Source organism: Streptomyces luteogriseus, from assembly GCF_014205055.1.
Taxonomy (GTDB): domain Bacteria; phylum Actinomycetota; class Actinomycetes; order Streptomycetales; family Streptomycetaceae; genus Streptomyces; species Streptomyces luteogriseus.
Window position 1 is genome coordinate 3639426 of the sequence record NZ_JACHMS010000001.1, and the last position, 21345, is coordinate 3660770.

A 21345-nucleotide genomic window follows, 5' to 3' on the forward strand; every position below is an offset into this window, starting at 1 on the left:
CGGGGCAGGGCGCGCTAGGCCGTGATGTCCTTCGCCGTGAAGCGCGCCCACGCCGCCGACCCGAACACCGCCGCGTACAGGGCCTGGAGGCCGAGGTTCTTCGTCAGGTCGTCCCAGTAGACCGGCTCGCGCATGAGGTCGGCGAAGGAAAGCCAGTAGTGGGAGAAGAAGTACGGCTGGAGGGCGTGCAGTTGCGGGATCTGGTCGAGGATCTGGACCGTGATCAGCAGGCCCACCGTGGTCGCCATCGCCGCGATGCCGCTGCTCGTCATGGTCGAGACGAACAGGCCGAGCGCGGCGACGCCGATCAGTGACGCGGCGACGGCCAGGGCGATCAGCAGGGCTCTGCCCAGGCCCTCCGCGAAGCTGATCTGCGTGCCGGAAATGGTCGTCAGGTCGCCGAGCGGGAAGAGCAGCGCGCCGACCGTCAGCGCCGAGACGGCGACCACGAGCGTGGCGGCCAGGCAGAAGATGACGACCGTCGCGTACTTGGTGAGCAGCAGGCGGCTGCGGCCGGCCGGGGCGACCAGCAGATAGCGGAGCGTTCCGGAGGCGGCCTCACCGGCGATCGCGTCGCCCGCGACGACACCGATCGCCATGGGCAGGAAGAACGGGAGCGTGGCGGCCAGGGCGGTGAAGACGAGGAACAGGCCGTTGTTGGTGATCTGCGAGATGAAGGCCGGTCCGCCGCCGCCCCCGCCGTGCGACGCGCCGTCACCCGTCTCGATCTTCACGGCGATGCCGACCAGGACCGGCACGCCCGCCAGCACGGCCAGCAGCGCGAGCGTGCGCCAGCGCCGGAAGGTGGTGACCAGTTCGTTGCGCAGCAGCCCGAGGGTCCACAGCGGACTCACCGGCCGTACCGGCTCCACGGGGTCCGCCATTTCAGCCCGCGACATCGAAGCCCTCCCCCGTCAGCGCCACGAACGCGTCCTCCAGCGAGGCCCGTTCGAGCGTGAAGCCGCGCACCCGGACCCCGGCCGTCACCAGCGCGGCGTTCACCTCGGCGAGGTCGCGGTCCGGTGGTTCGCCGGTCACCCGGTCGTCGGTGACGACCACGTCGCCGACACCCTGCTCCTTCAGCACCCGGGCCGCCTCCGCCGGGTCCGGTGTCATCACGACCAGCCTGCCGCGCGCCCCGGCGGACAGTTCGGCGACCGGGCCCTGGGTGATCAGCCGGCCCTGCGCCATCACGGCCACATGGGTACAGACCTGCTCGATCTCGTCGAGGAGGTGGGAGGAGAGGAAGACGGTCGTGCCGTCCGAGGCCAGTTCCCGGACCAGAGCGCGGATCTCGCGCATGCCCTGCGGGTCGAGGCCGTTGGTCGGCTCGTCGAGGACGAGCAGCCGGCGCGGCTGGAGCAGCGCCGCCGCGAGGCCCAGCCGCTGTTTCATGCCCAGGGAGTACGCCTTGGCCTTCTTGCCCGCCGCGGCCGTCAGGCCCACCCGGTCCAGGGCCGAGGCGACCCGGGCGCGCCGGGTGCGCGGGTCGGCGGCCGGGTCGGCGCTGTCGTAGCGGATCAGGTTGTCGCGGCCGGAGAGGAAGCCGTAGAGGGCCGGGCCCTCGATGAGGGCGCCGACGTGCGGCAGCACGGCGCGGGTGGCCCGGGGCATGGGCTGCCCCAGCACCCGGGCCGTGCCGGAGGTGGGCTCGATCAGCCCCATCAGCATGCGGATGGTGGTGGTCTTGCCGGAGCCGTTGGGGCCGAGGAAGCCGAAGACGCTGCCCGCCGGGACGGTCAGGTCGAGGCCGTCGACTGCGAGCTGCCCGCCGCGGTAGCGCTTGGTGAGCCCGCGGGTGGCGATGACCGGTTCCCCGGCCCCCGCCCACGCCTCGCTCCGCTCCGGCTGCGTGGCGGACACCTCGCTCATCGGCTTCCTCGTTCTCTCGGCGTCCCGTGCGGCCGCGGGGGACCTACTTCCCGGCGTCGGCCGCCTTCACGAGCGCGTCCCTGGTGACCAGGCCCGCGTAGACCTTGCCGTCGTCCGTGACGAGGGCGTTGACCAGGCGGGTCGAGAAGACCGTGCCCGAGCCGAACTTGCCGTGGACCTTGTCGCCGAGCGAGTCCATGAAGCCGCCCAGGTCACCGCCGGCCCCGCCGGAGGGCACGCCCTCGCCGCCGGTGTCGAAGGTGGCGATGGCGTTCCAGCCCTCACCGATGGTCTTCATGCCGTCGAGGCCCTTGCCGAAGTCCTCCCCGGCCTTCGGGGCGTGTTCGCGCGCCCCGCCCTTGCCGAAGGCCGTGCCGGGGGCCTTGCCCGGCGCCTTCTCCGAGCCCTGGCCGACGTCCTTCTCCTCGGTGACCTTCGCGCCCTTGGGCGGGGTGAAGTCGAAGGTGGAGGCGGCCGGCTTGGCGAAGTCGACCTTCGTGAAGCCGACGTCGATCACGGCGGCACCGCCGCTCGCCGGGGTCAGCGTGAACTTCAGCGGCATGCCGGTCTTCGCGTCCACGGCGACGCTGATCGCGCCGACCGTCGAGCCGGACTGCTTCGGCTCGACGACGAGTTTGTAGGCGTCCCGGCCGGCGACCTGGGCGGTGCCGTCGACGGTCACGGAGGTCGTGTCGTCGACCGCCTTCAGGGCCTCCTCGGCGAAGTCCTTCGGCGTGGCCGGCGGCTGCCGGTCCTTGCCGTGCTCCGGGCTCTTCGAAGAGGTGCCGTGGTAGACCTCGTTGGACTTGCTGTCGTAGCCCCAGACGTCCTTGCCGTTGTGGATGATGCTGTACTCGGCGGCGTTCTCCAGCAGCGACAGCTTCTGCCGGTCGGGGCCGTCGGCGGCGACGCGCAGGGTGTGCGTGCCGGAGGCGAGTTCGGTGAGCTTGGCCGTCGGGTCGGCGGAGGAGCCGCCCTCGCCCTGGCCCGCCGCGCCGGACAGCAGACCGGACTCCAGGCCGCCGAGGTTCGGCAGACCGAGGTCCGTGCTGATCTTCACCGTGCCGGACAGCTGCTGGACGTCCGACTTCGCGATCTTCTCGATGAGCTGCTGTGCGGTGATCTTCGGGAGGTCGGGGTCACCGGAGTCGGCGAGTGCGGGGACCAGCCCGATCGTCGCGGCCGCCACCCCTATCACCGTGACCGGGACGACGTACCGCGCGGCTTTGCGCCGCCCGGAGCGCTGCTCGTCGACGTCCCCGGCGGTCGTGCTGTCGTCGGATGCGTACGGTGCCATGTGTGCCCTACCTCCGTGATCGGCGGCGGCTGTCCGTGTCGTCCACGCACTCGTCCCTGAGCCGCCATTCTCACCCGAACAGGTGAGGAGTGGTGTTTTCCGTGGTCACCATCTGACCAAATCGGCCAGGGAGATACGTCAGACCCCGGACTCAACTCCGTGTACTGCTGGGGTATGACACGGAGGGGCCGCTTCTCCCCCGACCCGTAGGGGTCGCGGGGGAAGGACGTGCTAGCCGGCCCGGTGCACCACCGCGTCGCACAGCTCCAGGAGCGCCGCCTTCGCGCTGCACTCCGGCAGCGGTGCCAGCGCCGAACGGGCGTCCTGGGCGTAGCGGACGGTGTCCCGCCGGGCCTGCTCCAGCGCCGGGTGGGCCCGCAGCAGGCGCAGGGCCTCGGCGTGCCGCGCGTCGTCGGTGAGGTCGGAGTCGAGCAGCTCGCACAGGGCGATGTCCTCGGCGAGCCCGAGCCGGGCCGCCCGCTCGCGCAGTCGCAGCACCGGCAGCGTGGGGATGCCCTCGCGCAGGTCGGTGCCGGGGGTCTTGCCGGACTCGTGGGAGTTGGAGGCGATGTCCAGGACGTCGTCCGCGAGCTGGAAGGCGACGCCGAGCCGCTCGCCGTACTGGGTCAGGACGTCCACGACCCTCTCGTCGGCGCCGGACATCATCGCGCCGAACCGGCACGACACCGCGACCAGCGAGCCGGTCTTGCCGCCCAGCACGTCCAGGTAGTGCTCGACGGGGTCGCGGCCGTCCTGCGGTCCGGCCGTCTCCAGGATCTGGCCGGTCACGAGGCGTTCGAACGCCTCGGCCTGCACCCGCACGGCCTCCGGGCCGAGGTCGGCCAGGATGTGCGAGGCGCGGGCGAAGAGGAAGTCGCCGGTGAGGACCGCGACCGAGTTGCCCCAGCGGGTGTTCGCGCTCGCGACGCCGCGGCGCACGGTGGCCTCGTCCATGACGTCGTCGTGGTAGAGCGTGGCGAGGTGGGTCAGCTCGACGACGACGGCCGACGGCACGATGCCGGGCGCGTAGCGGTCACCGAACCGGGCGGAGAGCATCACGAGCAGCGGGCGGAACCTCTTGCCGCCGGCCCGCACCAGATGCTGGGCGGCCTCCGTGATGAAGGGCACCTCACTCTTGGTGGCCTCGAGCAAGCCTTCCTCGACAGCCGTCAATCCGGCCTGGACATCGGCCTCCAGAGCCTGGTCCCGCACGCTCAGCCCGAACGGCCCGACGTCGGTCACGAGGGGTCTCCTGTCTGCTGTGTCTGCCGGTGATTACGCGGATTGTCGATAGGTCGCTGCCCTCACTCGAGTCAGCGTATCCGGTCACGTTTCGATCACCGCCAGCGCCCATGGTTACAGGCCGGGTGGTATCCGATCACGACCGTTATGTTTTCGATCAACCCATAAGAACAGATATTTATCGACTTACCCAGGGGTAGCGAGTTATGCACGATTTGCCGTGATGATTCGATGAATTCCCCTTGGCGGAAATTGCCCTACAGGCTCGTGATCAGTGAGTTGAATCACTCCTTCCCCTTTTCCCCCTCCCCGCCACAGCGACCCCTAACGCCTTCCCCCGAAAGCCAGTTGAGCCTTGGCTCCCGCAAAGGATCAAGCGACACAAACTCCCCCGACCAAGGTCAACCGCGCGATATGTGATTGAGGTGCTTGTTCCCGACATGTGCTCTCGCATACGTTCCGGCCCTGTCCGGCGGACGCCTAATCCTGCCGCCGCCCGGACTCCCCACTGGAACCGACTCACTCACGCGTGGCAGGAGCGGGGGACCCAGGTAAGTCGCCGGTCCGCACAGCGGCCCGGCTCGGGGTGAAGCCGCGCACGGCACAGCGCCGTACGCGGCCGGGCACCTCCCGGCCCGAACCCGACAGCTCACCTCGTAGGCGCCGGAGAGGAACATGGCCATGGCCGGACGAGGCAAGCACCGTCGCCCCAGAACCAACCCGCTGACCCGAGGCTTCATCGCCGCCGGCACCGGCGGAGCCGCACTCACCCTGCCGCTCCTCGGCGCCACCCACGCGAGCGCCGCGGAGCCGCAGAGCGCACCCGCCGCCGCACAGTCCGTGCCGCAGGCGGCCCAGCCCGCCAAGTCCCTGACGTACACCGTGGTCAAGGGCGACTCGCTCGCCCGCATCGCGGACAGGTACGACGTCTCGGGCGGCTGGAAGCAGCTCTACAAGGACAACCGCACCGCCGTCGGCGACAACCCGAAGCTGATCCACCCGGGTCTGAAGCTGACGGTGAAGGCCGCCAAGACGGACGCGGCGAAGAAGACGGCGACCAAGTCGTCCGCCCCCGCCAAGCCGGCCGCCAAGCCCGCCGGCGGCGTCGCCCAGGCGACCCAGGCGTCGGCGAAGACCTACACGGACAACCTCGACGGGTGGATCCGCGAGGCGCTGGACATCATGGCGCAGAAGGGGATCCCGGGCTCCTACGACGGCATCCACCGCAACATCATGCGCGAGTCGTCCGGCAACCCCCAGGCCATCAACAACTGGGACTCCAACGCCGTCGCCGGCACCCCGTCCAAGGGCCTGCTCCAGGTGATCGACCCGACCTTCGCCGCCTACCACGTGGCCGGCACCTCCTTCGACCCGTACGACCCGGTCGCCAACATCACGGCGGCCTGCAACTACGCGGCCGACCGCTACGGCTCGATCGACAACGTCAACGGCCCGTACTGAGCCTGAGCCGTCCCGCCCAGCAGTCGCTCGAGGACGACGGCGATGCCGTCGTCCTCGTTCGACAGGGTGACCTCGTCGGCCACGGCCTTGAGTTCGGGATGGGCGTTGGCCATCGCGACGCCGTGGCCGGCCCAGTCGAACATCGGGATGTCGTTGGGCATGTCGCCGAAGGCGATGGTGTCGGCCGGCCGCAGCCCCAGATGATCGGCTGCCAGCGCCAGCCCCGTGGCCTTGGTGATCCCGCACGGCTGGAGCTCGACCGTGCCGGGCCCCGACATGGTCACCGTCGCCAGTGAGCCGACCACCGAGCGGGCCGTCGCCGCCAACTCGTCGTCCGTCAGATGGGGATGCCGCAGCAGCACCTTGCTGATGGGCTCGCCCCACAGCTCATCGCGCCGCTCGACCCGTACGGCGGGCAGGGTCGGGTGCGGCATCAGATAGCCCGGCTCGATCAGCGTGAGCCCGTCGACCCCGTCCTGGTCGACCGCCGCGTACACCTGCCCCACCTCGGCCTCGATCTTGCCGAGGGCGGTCTCGGCCAGTTCCCGGTCCAGGGTGATGGACCACAGCAGCCGGTCCGCGCCGGCGTCGTACACCTGCGCGCCCTGCCCGCACACCGCGAGCCCCGTGCACCGGAGGTCGTCCAGGAGCGGCCGTACTCTCGGCGCCGGCCGGCCCGTCACCACGAGGTGCTGGGCGCCGGCGTCCGCCACCCGCGCGAGCGCGGCGAGGGACCGGTCGGAGAGGGTGTCGTCGCCGCGCAGCAGCGTCCCGTCCAGGTCGGTGGCGATGAGTGAATATGCGATGGGTGCGGCCATGATCAGAGAATACGGACAGTGCGGCCCTTCGTTTCATCACCCGGTGGACGCCGATTGCCCGGTTGAAGGCCTCTGCACCAGTTGGCAACAACATGCTCCGCTACCTACCCGTGGGACCGCATAGAGCGGTACCTTCCAAGTGTCCAGGGGGGACTTGATCGGGGGGTCAGGTTGAGCAGTGGGCGCATTCGCGTGGCTGGGCCCGGGGAGCTCGGTGAAGGGGAGAGGGAGCGCTGGCGTGCGCTGCGCGCCGCTTCCGAGGCACCGCGCAACCCTTTCATGGAGCCGGAGTTCACCGAAGCCGTCGGCCGGGTCAGGCCCGGGGCCCGGGTCGCCGTGGTGTACGAGGGGCCGGAGCCCGCGGGCTTCCTGCCCTACGAGCGGGGCCCGTTGGGCCAGGGCCGGGCGATCGGACTCGGCGTCTCGGACGCGCAGGGCGCGATCCTGCGGCCGGGTCTCGGCCTGGAGACCGGCGAACTGCTGAAGGCGTGCTCGCTGTCGAGCTTCGCCTTCGACAATCTGGAGGCCGAGCAGCGGCTGTTCGTCCGGTACGCGGCCGAGGAGTACGCCACCTACGTCATCGACGTGGAGAAGGGCTACGAGACGTACGAGTCGGTGCTGCGCGCGCAGTCGCCGAAGTTCCTGAAGACCACGCTGGCCAAGGAGCGCAGGCTGGGCCGGCAGGCCGGTGAGCTGCGCTTCGTGTTCGACGAACGCGATCCGGCCGCGCTGCGCACACTCATGGAGTGGAAGTCGGCGCAGTACCGCAGGACCGGCCGACGGGACCGGTTCGCCCAGGAGTGGATCACCCGGCTCGTCGGGCAGCTGGCCCGGGCCCGGGCGCCGGAGTGCAGCGGCACGCTGTCCGTGCTGTACGCCGGTGAGCGGCCCGTGGCCGCGCACTTCGGGCTGCGTTCGGCCTCGGTGCTGGCCTGCTGGTTCCCGGCCTACGACCCGGAGTTCGCGAAGTTCTCGCCGGGTCTGGTGCTGCACCTGCGGATGGCCGAGGCGGCGGCGGCCGAGGGCGTCGGCACGCTCGACCTGGGGCGGGGCGCGGCCGAGTACAAGGACGCGCTGAAGACGGGTGAACTGCCCGTGTACGAGGGGGCGGTGATCCGACCGGGGGTGGGCGCGGCACTGCACTGGCTGAGCCGCGAACCGGCGCGCCGCGCGCACAGCTTCGTCCGCGGCAGGCCTCGGCTCGCGTCGCTGGCCGCGCGGACGCTGAAGGGCGCGGCTCGGCTGCGCCGTACCTGACTACCTGACTTCACGAGGGGGGTGGGCGCATGGCCCGTTCGGCGCGTGCGCAGGAGGAGATACGGCGGTTCCTGGACATCGGGGCGGTGCAGGTCGCCGAGCTGGACCTCGACGGTGACGAGGCGGTGCTCAGACCCGGCCCGGGCAGTCCGCCCGTGACGCACGGGGAGGTGTTCGTGCTGGTCAGATGGGGTGGACGGCCGGTGGGCACGCTACTCGGGCGGGTACCGGAGGGGGCGGATCCGAGGGCCGTGCTGGCGGACCGGGCGCGGGCGGAGTGCGGGCCGGGCGTCGTCGGCGGGCCCGGGGAGCCGCCGTTCACGACCGTCGTCGTCGCGACCCGGGAGCGGGCCGGGCAGCTGGCCCGGGCGCTGGACTCGCTGCTGGCGCAGGACCATCCGCGGTTCGAGATCGTCGTCGTCGACAACGCGCCGGTCACGGACGAGACGCGGGAGCTGGTCGAGCGGAAGTACGCCGAGCGCGTGCGGTACGTCTGTGAGCCCGTTCCGGGGCTCGCAGCCGCCCACAACGCCGGGCTGGACGCGGTGCGCGGCGAGGTGGTCGCCTTCACCGACGACGACGTGGTCGCCGACCCGCGCTGGCTGACCGAGCTGACCGCTCCCTTCGCCGCCGACGCCGGACTCGGGTGCAGCACCGGGTTGATCCTGCCGGCGCGGCTGACGACCCCGGCCCAGGTGCTGCTGGAGAGCCACGGCGGCTTCGCGAAAGGCTTCACTCCAAGGACGTACGACCCTGCGCGTCCGCCGGGCGACGAGCCGCTGTTCCCGTTCACGGCCGGGCGGTTCGGCTCGGGCGCGAACATGGCGTTCCGGACGGCGGTGCTGCGTTCCGTCGGCGGTTTCGACCCGGCCACCGGGGCGGGCACGGCGGCCCGGGGTGGCGACGACCTCTACGGCTTCGTCCGCGTCCTGGCCCAGGGCCACCGGCTGCACTACACGCCGTACGCCCTGGTGTGGCACCACCACCGGGAGACCTGGCGGGACCTGGAGACCCAGGCCTACGGCTACGGCGCCGGGCTCACCGCCTACCTCACCGCGGTGCTGGTGAACCGGCCCGCCCTGCTGCCGGCGTTCCTCGCGAGGCTGCCCCGCGGCCTCGCCCACGCCCGCACGCTGACGGCGGTGCGCGAGACGGACGCGGCGGACGGCACCGGCACGCCGGGCGACCACGACGAGCGGACGCATCCCTGGCCGCGGCGGCTGTCGCGGTTGCAGCGCCGGGGGATGGTCTACGGGCCCGTCGGCTATCTGCGGGCGCGGTGCGCGTTGCGCGCGGCGGTTCGGGAGACGACGGCTCAGCGGGAGAAGACCGCTCAGGGGGCGAGATGACGACGTCGGCACGTGCGCCTGGTGAGGGTCCGACAGCGTCCTCGGGCTCCCCGGCCATCCCCGTTTTCCTCTACCACGCGGTGATGGACGACCCGCCGGAGTGGATCGCCGAGTTCACGGTCACGCCACGGCAGTTCGCGGCACATCTCGACGTCATCGCCGGCAGTGGGCGTACGCCCGTCACGATCAGCGCGGTCGCCGGTCATCTGGCCGGGCGGGCGCCGCTGCCGCCCCGGCCCGTGCTGCTCACCTTCGACGACGGGTTCGCCGATCTGCCCGGCCCCACCGCCGAGGCCCTGGCCGCGCGCGGGCTGCCCGCCACCGCCTACCTCACCACCGGCGCCATCGCCCCGGGCGGCCGCAGTCTGCTGCCGCCCGCCCCGATGATGACCCTGACCCGGGCGGCGGAGCTGGAACGTTCCGGCATGGAGATCGGCAGCCACACCGTCACCCACGCGCAGCTCGACACCCTGTCCGCCAAGGCCCTGGCGTACGAGCTGCGTACGTCGAAGTCCGTGCTGGAGGACGCACTCGGGCACGAGATCCGGCACCTCGCCTACCCGCACGGCTACAACAGCCCCCGGGTACGGGCCATGTCGGCCCGGGCGGGCTACGAGACGGCGACCGCGGTGCGGCACGCGCTCAGCTCCGACCGCGACGAGCGGTACCGCATCGCCCGGCTCATCGTCCGGCGCACCCACACCGTCGCCGACGTCGAGGGCTGGCTGGCCGGGGCGGGGGCACGGGTCGCGCCGTACCGCGACGGGCCGAAGACGATCGCCTGGCGCTGGTACCGCCGGGCCCGTGCGGTGGTGCACGGGCCCGAGTTCGCCGGGTGACCCCGGCAGGGGGCAGCGCCGCGGCTGGTCGAGATCAACGCCGTGGCTGGTTGAGATAGGGGTCGGCGACCGCCTTGCGCAGGCTGTCCCAGGCCGCGTCGTTCGCCACCGCCAGGTTGCAGTGCGGCCCGGGGTCGCGGTAGTTCCACTGGAGGGCGGCCTTGACGCCGTCCAGGCCCTTCAGCACCCCGGGCACCCGCGCGTACCACTCGGCCTGCCGCTCGGGGCGGTTCGCGTCCGCGGCCGTGCCGAACTCGGAGAGCATCAGCGGCTTGTCGTCGGAGATGTTCGCCCGGATCCAGTCGTGCGTGGCGGCTTGCGTCTGCGCGAAGGTCAGCCAGCCGGCGTCGTGACAGCGGTAGTAGTTGTACTGGTTGTAGCCGACCCAGTCGACGTAGTCGTCGCCCGGGTACATCTTCTTGATCTCGTCGGCGTGGTCGAGGTACCCGGTGGTGATCCACGTCCACACCACGTTGTCCACGCCCAGTTCGCGGAACCGGTCGTGGATGTGCCGGTAGGCCTTCACATAGTCGGCGGGCGTGCCGTTGGCCGGGGTGCGGGTGTCCATCTCCAGGTCGAAGGAGAGGAACACCTTCTTGCCGTAGTCCTTGATGCGCCGGGCCTGGACGTCGATGACCTTGTCGTCCAGCTCGCCGGCGGCGATCTGCTTCCAGGTCGGCTGCTGCTGTTTCGTGCCGCCCCACCACTTGCTCTCCCAGGACAGCAGCAGCAGGTGGTCCTCGCCGACGCGCCGCTCCTCCGGGGTCAGCAGCTGGCCCTCGCGGCGGGCGCCCGAGGCCAGGGACATGTCGTGGTACGTGTACACGATGTCGAGTTCGCGTCCCACGCGCTTCTCGTAGGCGCGCACCTTCTCCGGCAGGTCGTCTCGCTCGTGCGGCACGAACGCGCCGAACCAGGCGCCGCAGGGCGGTTCGAGGAGGGCCGTCGGGCGGCAGTCCGCCTTGGAGCCGGCGGCTCCCGAGTCCGGCCCCGACGCGTCCCGCAGGGCGAATGCGGCGACCAGGACGGCGCTGACGACCGTGGCGGACATGATCAGCAGCCGGCGGCGGCTCGATACCGACGGGCCGGCGGACCGCTCCTCGTGTGGATCTTTTCGGTGCTGTCCTCCGGTCGTGCTCGGCATGCGGCGAGAGGGACGATGGGGACGGTTGAACCTCACTGAGCGGAACCCTTCGGTGTCCTCGGCTGCGGGGAGGCGCGCAGGGGCGGGCAGAACGCGGCGAGTGTGATCAGCAGTGTCAGCGTCAGCAGCACCCGCTGCGCGCTGAAGGTGTGCGTGGCGATCAGCACGGTCGCGACGAGCATCAAGGCGCCGATGCTGAGGAACAGCGTCAGCATCAGCCGTTCCAGCAGGTCGGAGTGGCGGGCGAAGTCCGGGTCCCGGCGCTCCACGGGCCCTTCGGCGGGCCGCGCCGCGAGGGCGGGGGCGCAGACTCTGACCATGGCCGCGCCCGGGCCCGCCGCCAGGAAGAGCACGACCGCCGCTCCCCGCAGCGGTGATCCGCCGGGCAGGGCGAGCGCGGCGAGCGCCAGCCAGCCGCCGAACGGGGGCAGCATCCGGACCATGAGTTCCTGCGGTGTCATCGCTCCGCTCCCCCTGACTGCTTCAGCACGTAGAGCCACCCGGCGCTGTTCTCCGCGACCAGCCGGAATCGCGGCGAGGCGGCGACGGACTTTCGGATGCGGTCCAGCTGCGCCTTGTCGAGCTGCCCGTTCATCTCGGAGTTGGCCAGCTGCCCCTGGGTGAGCAGGAAGTAGGCCCGTCCCGGTCGCTTCACCCCGGCCATGTCCCGCGCGAGGGTGGCGGCGGGGCTCTCGACGATCCGGTCGACGTGACTGCGGGCGTCGTCGAGGAACCAGTAGTGGTCGACGCTCCAGTAGGAGGCGTACGCGTCCGGGTAGTTGCGGTTGGCGGCCACGACCAGCGACCCGTCCGGCGCCTGGTCGAAGAGCTGCCGTACGAGGGCGACTTCCTGCGGCGGGAAGTAGTTGATCCGGTCCTTGCCCGAGTAGGCCGGGACGAACGCCAGGCTTCCGCCGAGCAGCGCCGCCAGCGGCACCCAGGTGCCGATCCCCCACCGGCGGGCCCTGGAGGAGCCGCCGGACTGCCGGTTGCCGGCCTGCCGGTTGTCGGCCTGCTGTGCGGCGGCGTCGGCGGCCAGGGTGCGGACTTTGGGCAGCAGCGCCGCGGCGGCGAAGAAGGCGGCGCCGGGCAGCATGAACAGCAGCACCCGGAAGATCATCTCGCTGCCGTAGCTGCTCGCCGCGAACATCGGCAGCGGGGCCGCCGCGACCAGCAGCAGCGGCCACGCGCGGTGGCGCAGCACCCGCTGGCGCAGCACGCCCACGGCCGCGAGCAGCAGCACGGAACCGGAGAGCAGCCGGGCCGCCCAGGAGGTGGCGATCGCTCCGGTGCCGGTGGGGGTGGCGCCGTAGCCCGTCTCGACGTTGGCCCCGAGGTCGCCGATGGAGCGGATCATGTCCGGCATCGCCGCGGACAGGAAGGGCAGCGCGGCCGTGAGGCACCAGGCCAGGAAGATCACGACGGTCGTGGCCACCGGGACCCAGTCGCGGTAGCGGCGGCTCAGGCACAGGGCGAGCAGGCAGACGACCAGCATGCCCGGGGTGAGCTGGTGGGAGATGACGATCGTCACGATCAGGACGGTGAGCACCACCGTCCACACGGCCTGCCGCGGCCGGCCCCGCCGCACCGCGGACCGGCCGAACCGCCGCAGGACGACGGCGAGCACGCCCACGTGCAGCGCGTACGCCACCGACTGGGGGGAGAAGTAGTCCTGCCCGACCCAGTTGGCGACGTAGAAGAGCCAGACCGCGGTCCAGATCAGCCGCCGGTCCTCCGTGAACGTGCGGTAGATCAGCAGCAGCGGGAGCAGCAGCATCAGACTGGAGACCAGGGGCCACCAGGCCATGTACATCGCCACCGAGTCCACGCCCAGCAGTCGCTGCAGCGCGGCCTGGGCGGCGAAGAAGCCCGGCCACTGGTCGTACACGGCCATGTCCCCGACCTGATCGGCCGTCTGCAGTCCGCCGGCCGTCAGCAGATGGTCGATGACCGCCTCGTGCTTCCACCCCCAGGCGTACAGCGGGGTCGGGTAGAGCACCGCCTGCGTGGCCCGCTCCACCACCAGCAGACCGAGCACGTACGCCGCCGACCAGGCGGCCGGGCGGCGCGCGTCGCGGACCGTGAACCAGAAGCCGGTGGTGAGCACCGCGAGCCCTGCCCAGAAGGCCGGGTGCAGAGCGCTGACCAGTCCGTAGTCGTCGAGCCGCGCGACGTCGGTGTGCCGCATGGCGTACGCCCAGAGCGCGAGCGCGACGACCAGCGGAACACCGGGCCAGGCCGGCACGCCCCGCCCGGACCAGACGGGCGGCAGGTCGGACAGATCCGTCACCGGCTCGTGGGCGGGGCTGGACGACTCCGAGGAGGAGGGGCTGGAGGACTGGCTGGCCGTCTCGGGGCCGCTGCCGGAGGTGTTCGCGCCGTCCCGTGCGGGTGTGGGTTCCGGCGTGGATCTCTCCCTCGGTGTGACTGGCGGACGCACGGTGGTTCCCCCCTGGCGGTTGCTCTCTTCGGCTCTGCTTCGGTTCTGCTTCGGCTCTGTTCGGTCCCTGTTCGGTCCTGGGCCCGGATCGGTGCCGGCTTCGGGTGTGATCAGTCGCGGGGCGGGCCGCTCGGTGGTCCGCCGGCCGTTCGGTTGGCTATGGGGCCTGTCGAGGCCGTGGTGCGGGGGCCCGTGGAGGCCGTGGTGCGGGAGCGCGCCCACGCCGACGCGGCGCGGTGGAGCAGCAGGAGCAGCGTCAGGGCGACGAGCAGGGGCGGCGCGAGGGGCGCGAGCGCGTCGCGCCACACCCAGCCGCCGACCGCGACGAGGTACACAACCCCCCAGCGCCCCGGCCACGCCAGCCGGCCGCCCGCCCTCGCGAGCAGCAGCCCCAGCGGTACGAGACACAGCAACTGGAAGGCCGGCGGTGCCCAGCGCAGCAGCGGTTCGGGCCCGTCGAGCCCGACCGCGTCCGCCAGGAAGCCGGCCGTCTTCTCATACAACGCCCCCTCCACCGGCCGCGGTTCCCGTCCGAGGGCGACCGGTGCGGCGTACAGGGCGAGCAGGGCGGCGCCCAGCGCCGTGCCGGGCAGCCACGGGTCGTGCCGGGTGCTCAGCGTGACGGCGGCGACGAACACCACGAGCAGCAGGCCGCCCGCGGTGAGCGACGGCAGGGGCAGGCCCTCCAGCAGCTGACGTCCGGTCAGGGCGGCGCGGGAGACGCCGTCGAGCCACGGCAGGTCCCGCAACGGGGCGAGGAAGAAGAGGGCGGCCACCGCGAGCAGGCTCCACAGAGCGCCTCGCAGTCGCCTCTCCTGCGGCTCCCGGTCCGGTTCCCGGGGCTCGTGGTGCGGGGGTTCCCTGGTCGGCCCCTCCGAGCGCACGATCAGCGCCAGCGTGTCCGCCTGGAGCGCCTCGCGTTCGTATCCGGGGCGCCCGATGAACAGCGTGACCGTGTCCTGGTCGCCGTCCCTGGGCTGGTGGGCGGCGCGGCGGGCCCAGGTGGTGCCGTATCCGGCGGTGGCGTTGAGTTTCGCCCAGTGGGTGCCGTAGGCGGGGCCGGTGGGCGTACGGACGGGGGGTGCGGTGTCGTCGTGGCGCAGGGCCGCGCGCAGACCGGCCATGGAGACGACGGCGATCAGCGTCATGCTCAGCAGCACCGCCCAGCCGGCGCCCGCGATCCCCGAAGGGGTGAACAGCATGGCGGCGCTGCCCAGCACCAGGGCGCACATGGCCCCTTGGAGCGCGGCCAGCACACCCGTGCGCCCCTGGACGCGCAGCACGCCGATGTACAGCTCCACCACCACCCGTGGCAGGGCGCCGAGGGCGAGCAGCCTGAGCACGGTCGAGCCGTGCTCGGCGTAGTCCGGGCTGAAGGGCGTGAGGATGTACGGGGCGAAGACGACCAGCACGGCCACGACCGGGACCAGCAGCAGGGTCATACGCCGTAGGGCGCCCCGGACGCCGTCGGCGAGCTGGCGCGGGTCGTGCGAGGCGTGCGCGGTGAGCGACGAGGCCATGTTGATGGCCATGAACTCCATCGTGCCGCCGACGGTGTAGGCCACGTAGAAGTAGCCGTTCTCGGCGGCGCTGAAGCGGACGGCGACCATCACCGGCAGCAGGTTGATCATCGCCAGACTGAACAGGGCGCCCAGGGAGTCCCCGGCCAGGAAGCGGCCCATGTCCTTGATCTTCGGGGGGTCCTTGTCGCGGTCCGCCTCCGCCTGCCGCGGGATGAGCCGGCGGAAGATCAGCCAGCCCAGCGGCAGCGTGGAGAAGGCGATCGCCGCCGCCCAGGAGACGAAGATGCCGAGGACGGGCAGCGTGCCGGCGAAGACGGCCAGGAGGGCCAGTTTCCCGACCGAGAACACCGCGTTCCCGGCGGGCACCCACTCCGCCTTGCGCAGTCCGGTGAGCACCCCGTCCTGGAGGGTGAGCAACGCCCAGGCCACACAGGCCGCGACGAACACCGCGCCCGCCATGGGCGTGCCCAGGGGTGCGTAGGACGCTCCCCAGGCGTCGAGCGTGAGCAGGAAGACGGCGGCGGCGAGCGCCACGACCAGCGAACTGGCCACGTACGTGCCCCCCACCAGACGCCCGGTCTCCCGTCCCGCGCGCGGGACGAAGCGGACGACGGCGCCGATCATCGTCGTCGCGGTGATGCTGGCGAGCAGCCGCATCGCGGCGATCGCGGCCGAGCCCTGGCCGACGGCCTCCTCCGTGTAGTAGCGGGCGGCCACCAGCCAGAACCCCAGGCCCAGTACGGCGGAGACGCCGGTGCTGAGCATGAGGAAGTAGGCGTTCTTGAACAGTGAGTCGTGGGTCGGGTCGCTGCCGGCAGGCTTCGGTCCGCCGCCGTCGGTGCGCGCGGCGGCGGGCTCGTGCACCTGGATCTCAGCCACGGGACTGTCCCAGCCCTCCCGCTGTCGGCCTGTTCCCGGGCAGTTCTCCCGGCGCCCGGACGGGTTGCGCCCCGGACCGCTCCAGCACCTCGACGACCGTCCGCGCCCGCAGGGGGTCCACGGGCAGCGCGTGCCGCGCGAACCAGCGGGCCGCCCCGGGGGCCGGTGAGGGGTCGGTGAACTCCGCACCGGCGTAGTCGTCCAGGGGCGGGTCGTAGAGGTAGCCGACGACGATGCCCTGCCGCGCCAGCGCCGCGATCGCCGCGTCCCGGTCGGCCACGAACAGCGGGACGCGGAACAGCGGCTGTGTCCCGTGGCCCTGGCGCGGCTTGGCCCAGGGCGTGGACAGCAGCAGCTCCGTGCCCGCCCGGCAGGCGTCCAGCACCTCGTCCAGCCGGTCGAGCTTGTGCCCGATGCGCCGCAGCCGCAGCCGGCCCGGCGCCAGGCGGTAGTCGTGCATGTCGACGCGCACCCACGGGTGGTGGGCGTCGAGCCCGGGCGTCTCGCGGGCGGCGCGGGCGAGTTCGTCCGGGCGCAGCGGCATCCGGATCTCCTCGCGGTCCGCCAGCCCCAGCAGCCGGACCGCGGCCCAGGCGGCGCGCCGCAGCCGCAGCCCGCGCACCGCCGCCTCCGCGTACGGCCGGACCAGGTAGGCGAGTTCGGCGCTCGTCCGGCGCGGTGCGAGCAGTCCCGCGCACGTCTTCTCCACCGCCTCCCGTAACCCGGGGTCGGCGAGCGAGAGCATGCCTCCGGCCTTCGCTCCGACGTGCTTGGACAGGCTGAACACGGAGGCCTCGCCCCACGCCCCGACCGGCCGGTCCCCCACCCGGCTGCCGATCGCGTGCGCCCCGTCCTCGAACAGCGGGATCCCCAGCGCGTCGCACTTCTGCCTCAGGCGCGGCGCCGGGTCCGGGTTCCCGTACAGGTTCGTCGTGAGCACGGCCGACACCGAGCCCCACACCTCGTCCGGCACGGCATCGATGTCGATGGACGCGTCAAGCGGGTTCAACGGCGCCTGCACCGGGCGCAGTCCGGCCGCGAGCACGACGAAGAAGATCACGTCGTCGTTGACCGGCGACATCAGCACGCGTCCGCCGGGCGGGCACCAGTGGCGCAGCGCCACGTACAACCCGAAACGGCACGACGGTACGTACACACATTCCCGGCCGAGCCGGACGCGCATGGCCTCTTCCAGCCGCTTCGGCTGTGCACCACGCCGCACCGAACCCGGACCGGCCTCCCCTATGGCCATCCGCCCCCCAGATGTGCCGTGGGAAAGCCCCCTCCCCGAGGCCTTCCGGCACCCGCCCAGAGTCTCCCCGTTCGCACCGCTCCGTCAAGATTGCGTCGCGTCCTGTGGATAACTTCCGGCACGTACGCATACGGCGTCCCGCCCGGCCGCCGGAGTCGCCCCGTCCGGCCCCACCCGGGCCCACCTGCCCCGTTCGCCCTTCTCCGTCTCCTCGGACTCTGCCCAGGACCGGCACGTGACCCGTAACGTGTGGCACGACCACGAATACGTGGTGACGACATGGCACACCCGAAAGCGAGGCAGCACCCGATGCCCCCCTTCGATGTCCCCGAGGGTGACCCCTTCGGCCCGCACAATCTGCCGTACGGCGTGTTCTCCCTGCCCGGCTCGTCCCACCGGACCGTGGGCGTCCGGCTCGGCGACCATGTGCTGGACGCGGGCGCCGCGGCCCACGCGCTCGGCTCGCCGTACGCCTCCCTGCTCGCCCGGCCGACCCTCAACCCGCTGCTGGCCGCCGGCCGCACGGCCTGGTCGGACGTGCGCCGCGCGCTGACCGCCTGGGTGACCGTGCCGTCCCACCGCGAGACCGTCGCACCCCTGTTCCACCCCCTGTCGTCGGTGGAGCTGCACCTGCCGTTCGAGGTCGCGGACTACGTCGACTTCTACGCCTCCGAGAACCACGCGCGGAACGTCGGGCAGATCTTCCGTCCCGACGCGGAGGACTCCCTCACCCCCAACTGGAAGCACCTGCCCATCGGCTACCACGGCCGCTCCGGCACGGTCGTCGTCTCCGGCACGGAGATCGCACGGCCGTCCGGCCAGCGCAAGGCCCCCACGGACTCCGCTCCCGTCTTCGGCCCGTCCGTCCGCCTGGACATCGAGGCCGAGGTCGGTTTCGTCGTCGGCGTGCCGTCCCGGATGGGCGCTCCGGTGGCTCTCGGCGACTTCCGCGAGCACGTGTTCGGGCTGTGCCTCCTCAACGACTGGTCCGCCCGCGACGTCCAGGCCTGGGAGTACGTGCCCCTCGGCCCGTTCCTCGGCAAGTCCTTCGCCACGTCGGTGTCGGCGTGGATCACTCCGCTGGACGCCCTGGAGGAGGCCCTCGTGGCGCCCCCCGCCCGGACGCACGAGCTGCTGCCGTACCTGGACGACAGCGACGAGGAACCCGGCGGTTACGACCTGCGGATCAGCGTCGCCGTCAACGGCCACGTCGTCTCCGAGCCGCCCTTCTCCACCATGTACTGGACGGCCGCCCAGCAGCTGGCCCACATGACCGTCAACGGCGCCTCCCTGCGCACCGGCGACCTCTACGGCTCCGGCACGGTCAGCGGCCCGGCGGAACACGAGCGCGGCTCCCTGCTGGAGCTGACCTGGAACGGTCGCGAGCCCCTCGAACTCCCCGACGGCAAGCGGACGTTCCTGGAGGACGGCGACGTGGTGACCCTCTCGGCCTGGGCCCCGGGGCCGCACGGCGTGCGGGTGGGGCTGGGCGAGGTGACCGGGCGAGTGGTCCAGGGCTGACTCCGGTAGACCGGGGGCCGGCCGACGGTCGCCCCTCCGGTCCCTTCCGTTGTCGTTCGGCCCCTGACGCACACCGCCCGGCCCGTCATACTGGGCGCGGGGCGGTGTGCCCGCTCATGCGTCACGCTCGTCGTGGCCATCGGTGCGCACGGCGACCGCCCTTCCCCGCACGACCCGTGTCCGCCCCTCTTCCGACGAGGAACCGGAGCCCGTGGCCATGACCGTCTGCCTGCTCCTGCTGAGCGTCGTCGCCGTGACGGCCGCCGTCCCCGTTCCCCGGGCGCTGACCCGGGCCGCGTGGCCCGAGCGGGAACCGGTGGTCGCGCTGTGGGTCTGGCAGTGCCTGGTCGCCACCGTCCTGCTGGCCTGCGTGACGGCGCTCTCCCTCGGCGCCGCCGCCGTCTTCGGCACGGTCCGCGCCCAGCTCTTCGCCCCGGCACCGCCCGCGGTCACCGCGGCGTACGACCTGTCCACCGCCCCGCCGTGGGCCGCCGCCCTCACCCTGCTGCTGGCCTGCGGTGCCGCCTGGACGACGGCGATGCTCGCGCGGGAGTTCGTCGAGGCGCGCCGGCGCCGCGCCCTGGCCCGGGCCCATCTGCGCGAGCGCGCCCCCGACCTCCCGGCCGGCCTGCCGGCGGCCCGGGGTCCGCTGCTGGTCCTGGAGGACGAGTACCCGGACGCCTGGTGGATGCCGGGCAGCCCGCCCCAGCTGATCGTCACCACGGGCGCCCTGCACCGCCTCACCGGCCACCAGCTCGACGCCGTCCTCACCCACGAGCGCGGCCACGCCCGGGCCCGCCACGACTGGCTGCTGCACCTCTCCACGGCCCTGGCCACCGGCTTCCCCCGCATCCCGCTGTTCGCCCACTTCTGCGACCAAACCCACCGCCTGGTCGAACTGGCCGCCGACGACACGGCCTCCCGCCGCTGCGGCCACCTGACGACCGCCCTGGCCCTGATCGAGCTCAACCAGCACCGCGGCGTCCTGTCCTGCGCCTCCAGCCACCGCCTGCTGGGCGAACGGGTCGACCGGCTCCTGGAACCGCCGCCCCGGCTGGACCGCGTGCACCGGGCCCTCACCACCACGACGGCCGCGCTCGTACCGATGCTTCCCCTGCTGATCGCGTTCGCCCCGGGGCTGACGGCGCTGTCGTAGCCGGGCAGGCCGTGCCGTGCCCTGCCCGTGCCGTGCCGTGCCGTGCCGTGCCGTGCCGTGCCGTGCCGTGCCGTGCCGTGCCGTGCCGTGCCGTGGTGGCGGATCTCCCCGCGGGCCGACCGAAACCGCAGCTCAGCAGTCGGACAGGTCACACTCCCGGTGGCGCAACATTCCCGCAACACCACTTTTCCTATCGGATAGGTATGGTCCGAGCCATGCCCAGTGACCGCATCCGAGACCACGCCGGACAGGGAGCCGCGACCACCGTCGCCGCCCACCGCGCGCGGCGACGGCTGCGCGCCGACCGGGCCCGTCAACTCGCCGACCTGCTCCGCCAGCAGGCGCTCACCGGCGCCTTCCCCGGCGGCACCCTCCCCCACGAGTCGACCCTCGCGACCGAGTACGGCACCAGCCGCAACACGGTCCGCGAGGCGCTCGACCTGCTGCGGGCCGAGGGGCTCGTGGAGCGTCAGCCCGGCGTCGGCACCGTGGTCGTGGCCCACAAGTACCCCCACGGCCTCGACCGCCTGATGGGCCTCGCGGAAACCCTCCGCGAACACGGGCAGGTCACCAACGAGGTCCGCACCATGGGCCCCGCCCCGGCACCCGCCCCGGTCGCCGACCGCCTCCGGCTCGCACCCGGCACCGACGTCCTCTACATCGAACGCCTGCGCAGGCTCGGCGGTCTGCCCCTGTCCCTCGACCTCACCTACATCCCCCTCGACATCGGCACCGAACTGCTCGGCGCCGACCTGGAGAACACCGACGTCTTCCGCCTCCTGGAAGCCGTCACCGGCCGGCACCTCGGCCACGCCGAGATCACCCTGGAAGCGGTCAGCGCGGACACCCACTCGGCCGCCGTGCTCGAGGCCCCGCGCGGCGCCGCCGTCCTCATGCTGGAACGCCTCACCCACCTCGCGGACGGCCGCCCGGTCGACCTGGAGTTCATCCGTTTCCGCGGCGACCGCATCACCATGAGCGGCCTGCTGCACCGGACCCGGTAACCATCCCGCTCGCGCACATCCCTGGAGACAGCCATGCCCTTGGTGCCCCAGCGGGCCGACGTGCCCGTGACCATCGACGAGTCGAAGTGCATCGACGGCTGCACGCTCTGCGTGGACATGTGCCCGCTGGACTCCCTCGCCATCGACGAGCGCAACGGCAAGGCCTACATGCACGTCGACGAGTGCTGGTACTGCGGCCCGTGCGCGGCCCGCTGCCCCACCGGAGCCGTCACGGTCAACATGCCCTATCTGCTCCGGTGAGAGGCCCGAACCGTCATGTCCCGAACCATC

General features: G+C 72.3%; 18 protein-coding genes and 1 riboswitch. Of the genes, 8 read left to right on the forward strand and 10 right to left on the reverse strand.

All coding sequences use genetic code 11. From position 1 onward, the window contains the following. Window positions 1-14: 14 nt before the first annotated feature. From BJ965_RS15780 to BJ965_RS15795, 4 genes are all read right to left on the reverse strand, one after another. Window positions 15-899 carry an ABC transporter permease gene (locus BJ965_RS15780; RefSeq protein WP_184909189.1) on the reverse strand — a complete coding sequence of 295 codons (885 nt, stop codon included), beginning with the start codon at window positions 897-899 and terminating at the stop codon, window positions 15-17. Continuing rightward, entirely contained in the window at window positions 886-1872 is a 987-nt protein-coding gene (locus BJ965_RS15785; RefSeq protein WP_184909190.1) for an ABC transporter ATP-binding protein, read from the reverse strand. The genes BJ965_RS15780 and BJ965_RS15785 overlap by 14 nt, the downstream gene beginning before the upstream one ends. A 43-nt stretch (window positions 1873-1915) precedes the next feature. Next, the gene (locus tag BJ965_RS15790) at window positions 1916-3169 is read right to left on the reverse strand and encodes a LolA family protein (protein WP_184909191.1); all 1254 of its coding nucleotides are present in this window, start codon (window positions 3167-3169) and stop codon (window positions 1916-1918) included. A 231-nt stretch (window positions 3170-3400) separates the two neighbouring features. Beyond that, entirely contained in the window at window positions 3401-4411 is a 1011-nt protein-coding gene (locus BJ965_RS15795; RefSeq protein WP_184909192.1) for a polyprenyl synthetase family protein, read from the reverse strand. A gap of 502 nt (window positions 4412-4913) precedes the next feature. Continuing rightward, window positions 4914-5089: riboswitch (cyclic di-AMP (ydaO/yuaA leader) on the forward strand. Between the two features lie 3 nt (window positions 5090-5092). Between BJ965_RS15795 and BJ965_RS15800 the strand changes: the two genes are divergently transcribed. Beyond that, complete coding sequence (locus tag BJ965_RS15800; protein WP_184909193.1) at window positions 5093-5872, forward strand: transglycosylase SLT domain-containing protein; 780 nt, start codon at window positions 5093-5095, stop codon at window positions 5870-5872. Here BJ965_RS15800 and BJ965_RS15805 read toward each other — a convergent pair. Beyond that, window positions 5836-6690: a Cof-type HAD-IIB family hydrolase gene (locus BJ965_RS15805; protein ID WP_184909194.1), complete on the reverse strand. Its 855-nt coding sequence runs from the start codon at window positions 6688-6690 to the stop codon at window positions 5836-5838. The genes BJ965_RS15800 and BJ965_RS15805 overlap by 37 nt on opposite strands. 186 nt (window positions 6691-6876) lie before the next feature. Here BJ965_RS15805 and BJ965_RS15810 point away from each other — a divergent pair, with 186 nt between their 5' ends. The 3 genes from BJ965_RS15810 (at window position 6877) to BJ965_RS15820 (ending at window position 10135) form a co-directional block, all read left to right on the forward strand. Beyond that, the gene (locus BJ965_RS15810) at window positions 6877-7947 is read left to right on the forward strand and encodes a GNAT family N-acetyltransferase (protein ID WP_376777977.1); all 1071 of its coding nucleotides are present in this window, start codon (window positions 6877-6879) and stop codon (window positions 7945-7947) included. A 29-nt stretch (window positions 7948-7976) separates the two neighbouring features. Next, entirely contained in the window at window positions 7977-9296 is a 1320-nt protein-coding gene (locus BJ965_RS15815) for a glycosyltransferase (protein ID WP_184909196.1), read from the forward strand. Window positions 9297-9379: 83 nt separating this feature from the next. Next, on the forward strand, window positions 9380-10135 hold the full coding sequence (locus BJ965_RS15820; protein ID WP_184909197.1) for a polysaccharide deacetylase family protein: 756 nt from the start codon (window positions 9380-9382) through the stop codon (window positions 10133-10135). A gap of 34 nt (window positions 10136-10169) precedes the next feature. Here the strand turns inward: BJ965_RS15820 and BJ965_RS15825 are convergent, their stop codons facing one another. The 5 genes from BJ965_RS15825 to BJ965_RS15845 form a co-directional block, all read right to left on the reverse strand. After that, a complete protein-coding gene (locus BJ965_RS15825) occupies window positions 10170-11315 on the reverse strand; it encodes a glycosyl hydrolase (RefSeq protein WP_376777921.1) in 1146 nt (381 codons plus the stop codon). Further along, window positions 11312-11740, reverse strand: coding sequence for a hypothetical protein (locus BJ965_RS15830; protein WP_184909199.1), 429 nt, complete (start codon window positions 11738-11740; stop codon window positions 11312-11314). The genes BJ965_RS15825 and BJ965_RS15830 overlap by 4 nt, the downstream gene beginning before the upstream one ends. Further along, window positions 11737-13569, reverse strand: a complete 1833-nt coding sequence (locus tag BJ965_RS15835; RefSeq protein ID WP_184917194.1) for a glycosyltransferase — start codon at window positions 13567-13569, stop codon at window positions 11737-11739. Before BJ965_RS15835 ends, BJ965_RS15830 begins: the two co-directional genes overlap by 4 nt. 260 nt (window positions 13570-13829) lie before the next feature. Beyond that, window positions 13830-16121: a lipopolysaccharide biosynthesis protein gene (locus BJ965_RS15840; protein ID WP_313666889.1), complete on the reverse strand. Its 2292-nt coding sequence runs from the start codon at window positions 16119-16121 to the stop codon at window positions 13830-13832. After that, the gene (locus BJ965_RS15845; RefSeq protein WP_184909200.1) at window positions 16114-17373 is read right to left on the reverse strand and encodes a DegT/DnrJ/EryC1/StrS family aminotransferase; all 1260 of its coding nucleotides are present in this window, start codon (window positions 17371-17373) and stop codon (window positions 16114-16116) included. Before BJ965_RS15845 ends, BJ965_RS15840 begins: the two co-directional genes overlap by 8 nt. Before the next feature lie 309 nt (window positions 17374-17682). Between BJ965_RS15845 and fahA the strand changes: the two genes are divergently transcribed. The 4 genes from fahA to BJ965_RS15865 all read left to right on the forward strand — a co-directional run bounded on the left by fahA (window position 17683) and on the right by BJ965_RS15865 (window position 21315). Then, window positions 17683-18894 (forward strand): fumarylacetoacetase, encoded by a 1212-nt coding sequence (fahA, locus tag BJ965_RS15850; protein ID WP_184909201.1) that lies wholly within the window; start codon window positions 17683-17685, stop codon window positions 18892-18894. Between the two features lie 217 nt (window positions 18895-19111). Continuing rightward, window positions 19112-20050 (forward strand): M56 family metallopeptidase, encoded by a 939-nt coding sequence (locus BJ965_RS15855; RefSeq protein ID WP_184917197.1) that lies wholly within the window; start codon window positions 19112-19114, stop codon window positions 20048-20050. 215 nt (window positions 20051-20265) lie between these two features. Further along, window positions 20266-21054: a GntR family transcriptional regulator gene (locus BJ965_RS15860; RefSeq protein WP_184909202.1), complete on the forward strand. Its 789-nt coding sequence runs from the start codon at window positions 20266-20268 to the stop codon at window positions 21052-21054. Window positions 21055-21087: 33 nt separating this feature from the next. After that, the gene (locus tag BJ965_RS15865) at window positions 21088-21315 is read left to right on the forward strand and encodes a 4Fe-4S dicluster domain-containing protein (protein WP_043497678.1); all 228 of its coding nucleotides are present in this window, start codon (window positions 21088-21090) and stop codon (window positions 21313-21315) included. Window positions 21316-21345 lie beyond the last annotated feature (30 nt).

What these genes read in the sequence shown, in the direction of transcription:
- fahA (WP_184909201.1), top strand. Translation starts at nt 17,683, where the DNA reads ATGCCCCCCTTCGATGTCCCCGAGGGTGACCCCTTCGGCCCGCACAAT.
- BJ965_RS15865 (WP_043497678.1), top strand. Translation starts at nt 21,088, where the DNA reads ATGCCCTTGGTGCCCCAGCGGGCCGACGTGCCCGTGACCATCGACGAG.
- BJ965_RS15860 (WP_184909202.1), top strand. Translation starts at nt 20,266, where the DNA reads ATGCCCAGTGACCGCATCCGAGACCACGCCGGACAGGGAGCCGCGACC.
- BJ965_RS15805 (WP_184909194.1), bottom strand. Translation starts at nt 6,690, where the DNA reads ATGGCCGCACCCATCGCATATTCACTCATCGCCACCGACCTGGACGGG.
- BJ965_RS15830 (WP_184909199.1), bottom strand. Translation starts at nt 11,740, where the DNA reads ATGACACCGCAGGAACTCATGGTCCGGATGCTGCCCCCGTTCGGCGGC.
- BJ965_RS15780 (WP_184909189.1), bottom strand. Translation starts at nt 899, where the DNA reads ATGTCGCGGGCTGAAATGGCGGACCCCGTGGAGCCGGTACGGCCGGTG.
- BJ965_RS15790 (WP_184909191.1), bottom strand. Translation starts at nt 3,169, where the DNA reads ATGGCACCGTACGCATCCGACGACAGCACGACCGCCGGGGACGTCGAC.
- BJ965_RS15820 (WP_184909197.1), top strand. Translation starts at nt 9,380, where the DNA reads ATGGACGACCCGCCGGAGTGGATCGCCGAGTTCACGGTCACGCCACGG.
- BJ965_RS15785 (WP_184909190.1), bottom strand. Translation starts at nt 1,872, where the DNA reads ATGAGCGAGGTGTCCGCCACGCAGCCGGAGCGGAGCGAGGCGTGGGCG.
- BJ965_RS15855 (WP_184917197.1), top strand. Translation starts at nt 19,112, where the DNA reads ATGACCGTCTGCCTGCTCCTGCTGAGCGTCGTCGCCGTGACGGCCGCC.
- BJ965_RS15800 (WP_184909193.1), top strand. Translation starts at nt 5,093, where the DNA reads ATGGCCGGACGAGGCAAGCACCGTCGCCCCAGAACCAACCCGCTGACC.
- BJ965_RS15815 (WP_184909196.1), top strand. Translation starts at nt 7,977, where the DNA reads ATGGCCCGTTCGGCGCGTGCGCAGGAGGAGATACGGCGGTTCCTGGAC.
- BJ965_RS15845 (WP_184909200.1), bottom strand. Translation starts at nt 17,373, where the DNA reads ATGGCCATAGGGGAGGCCGGTCCGGGTTCGGTGCGGCGTGGTGCACAG.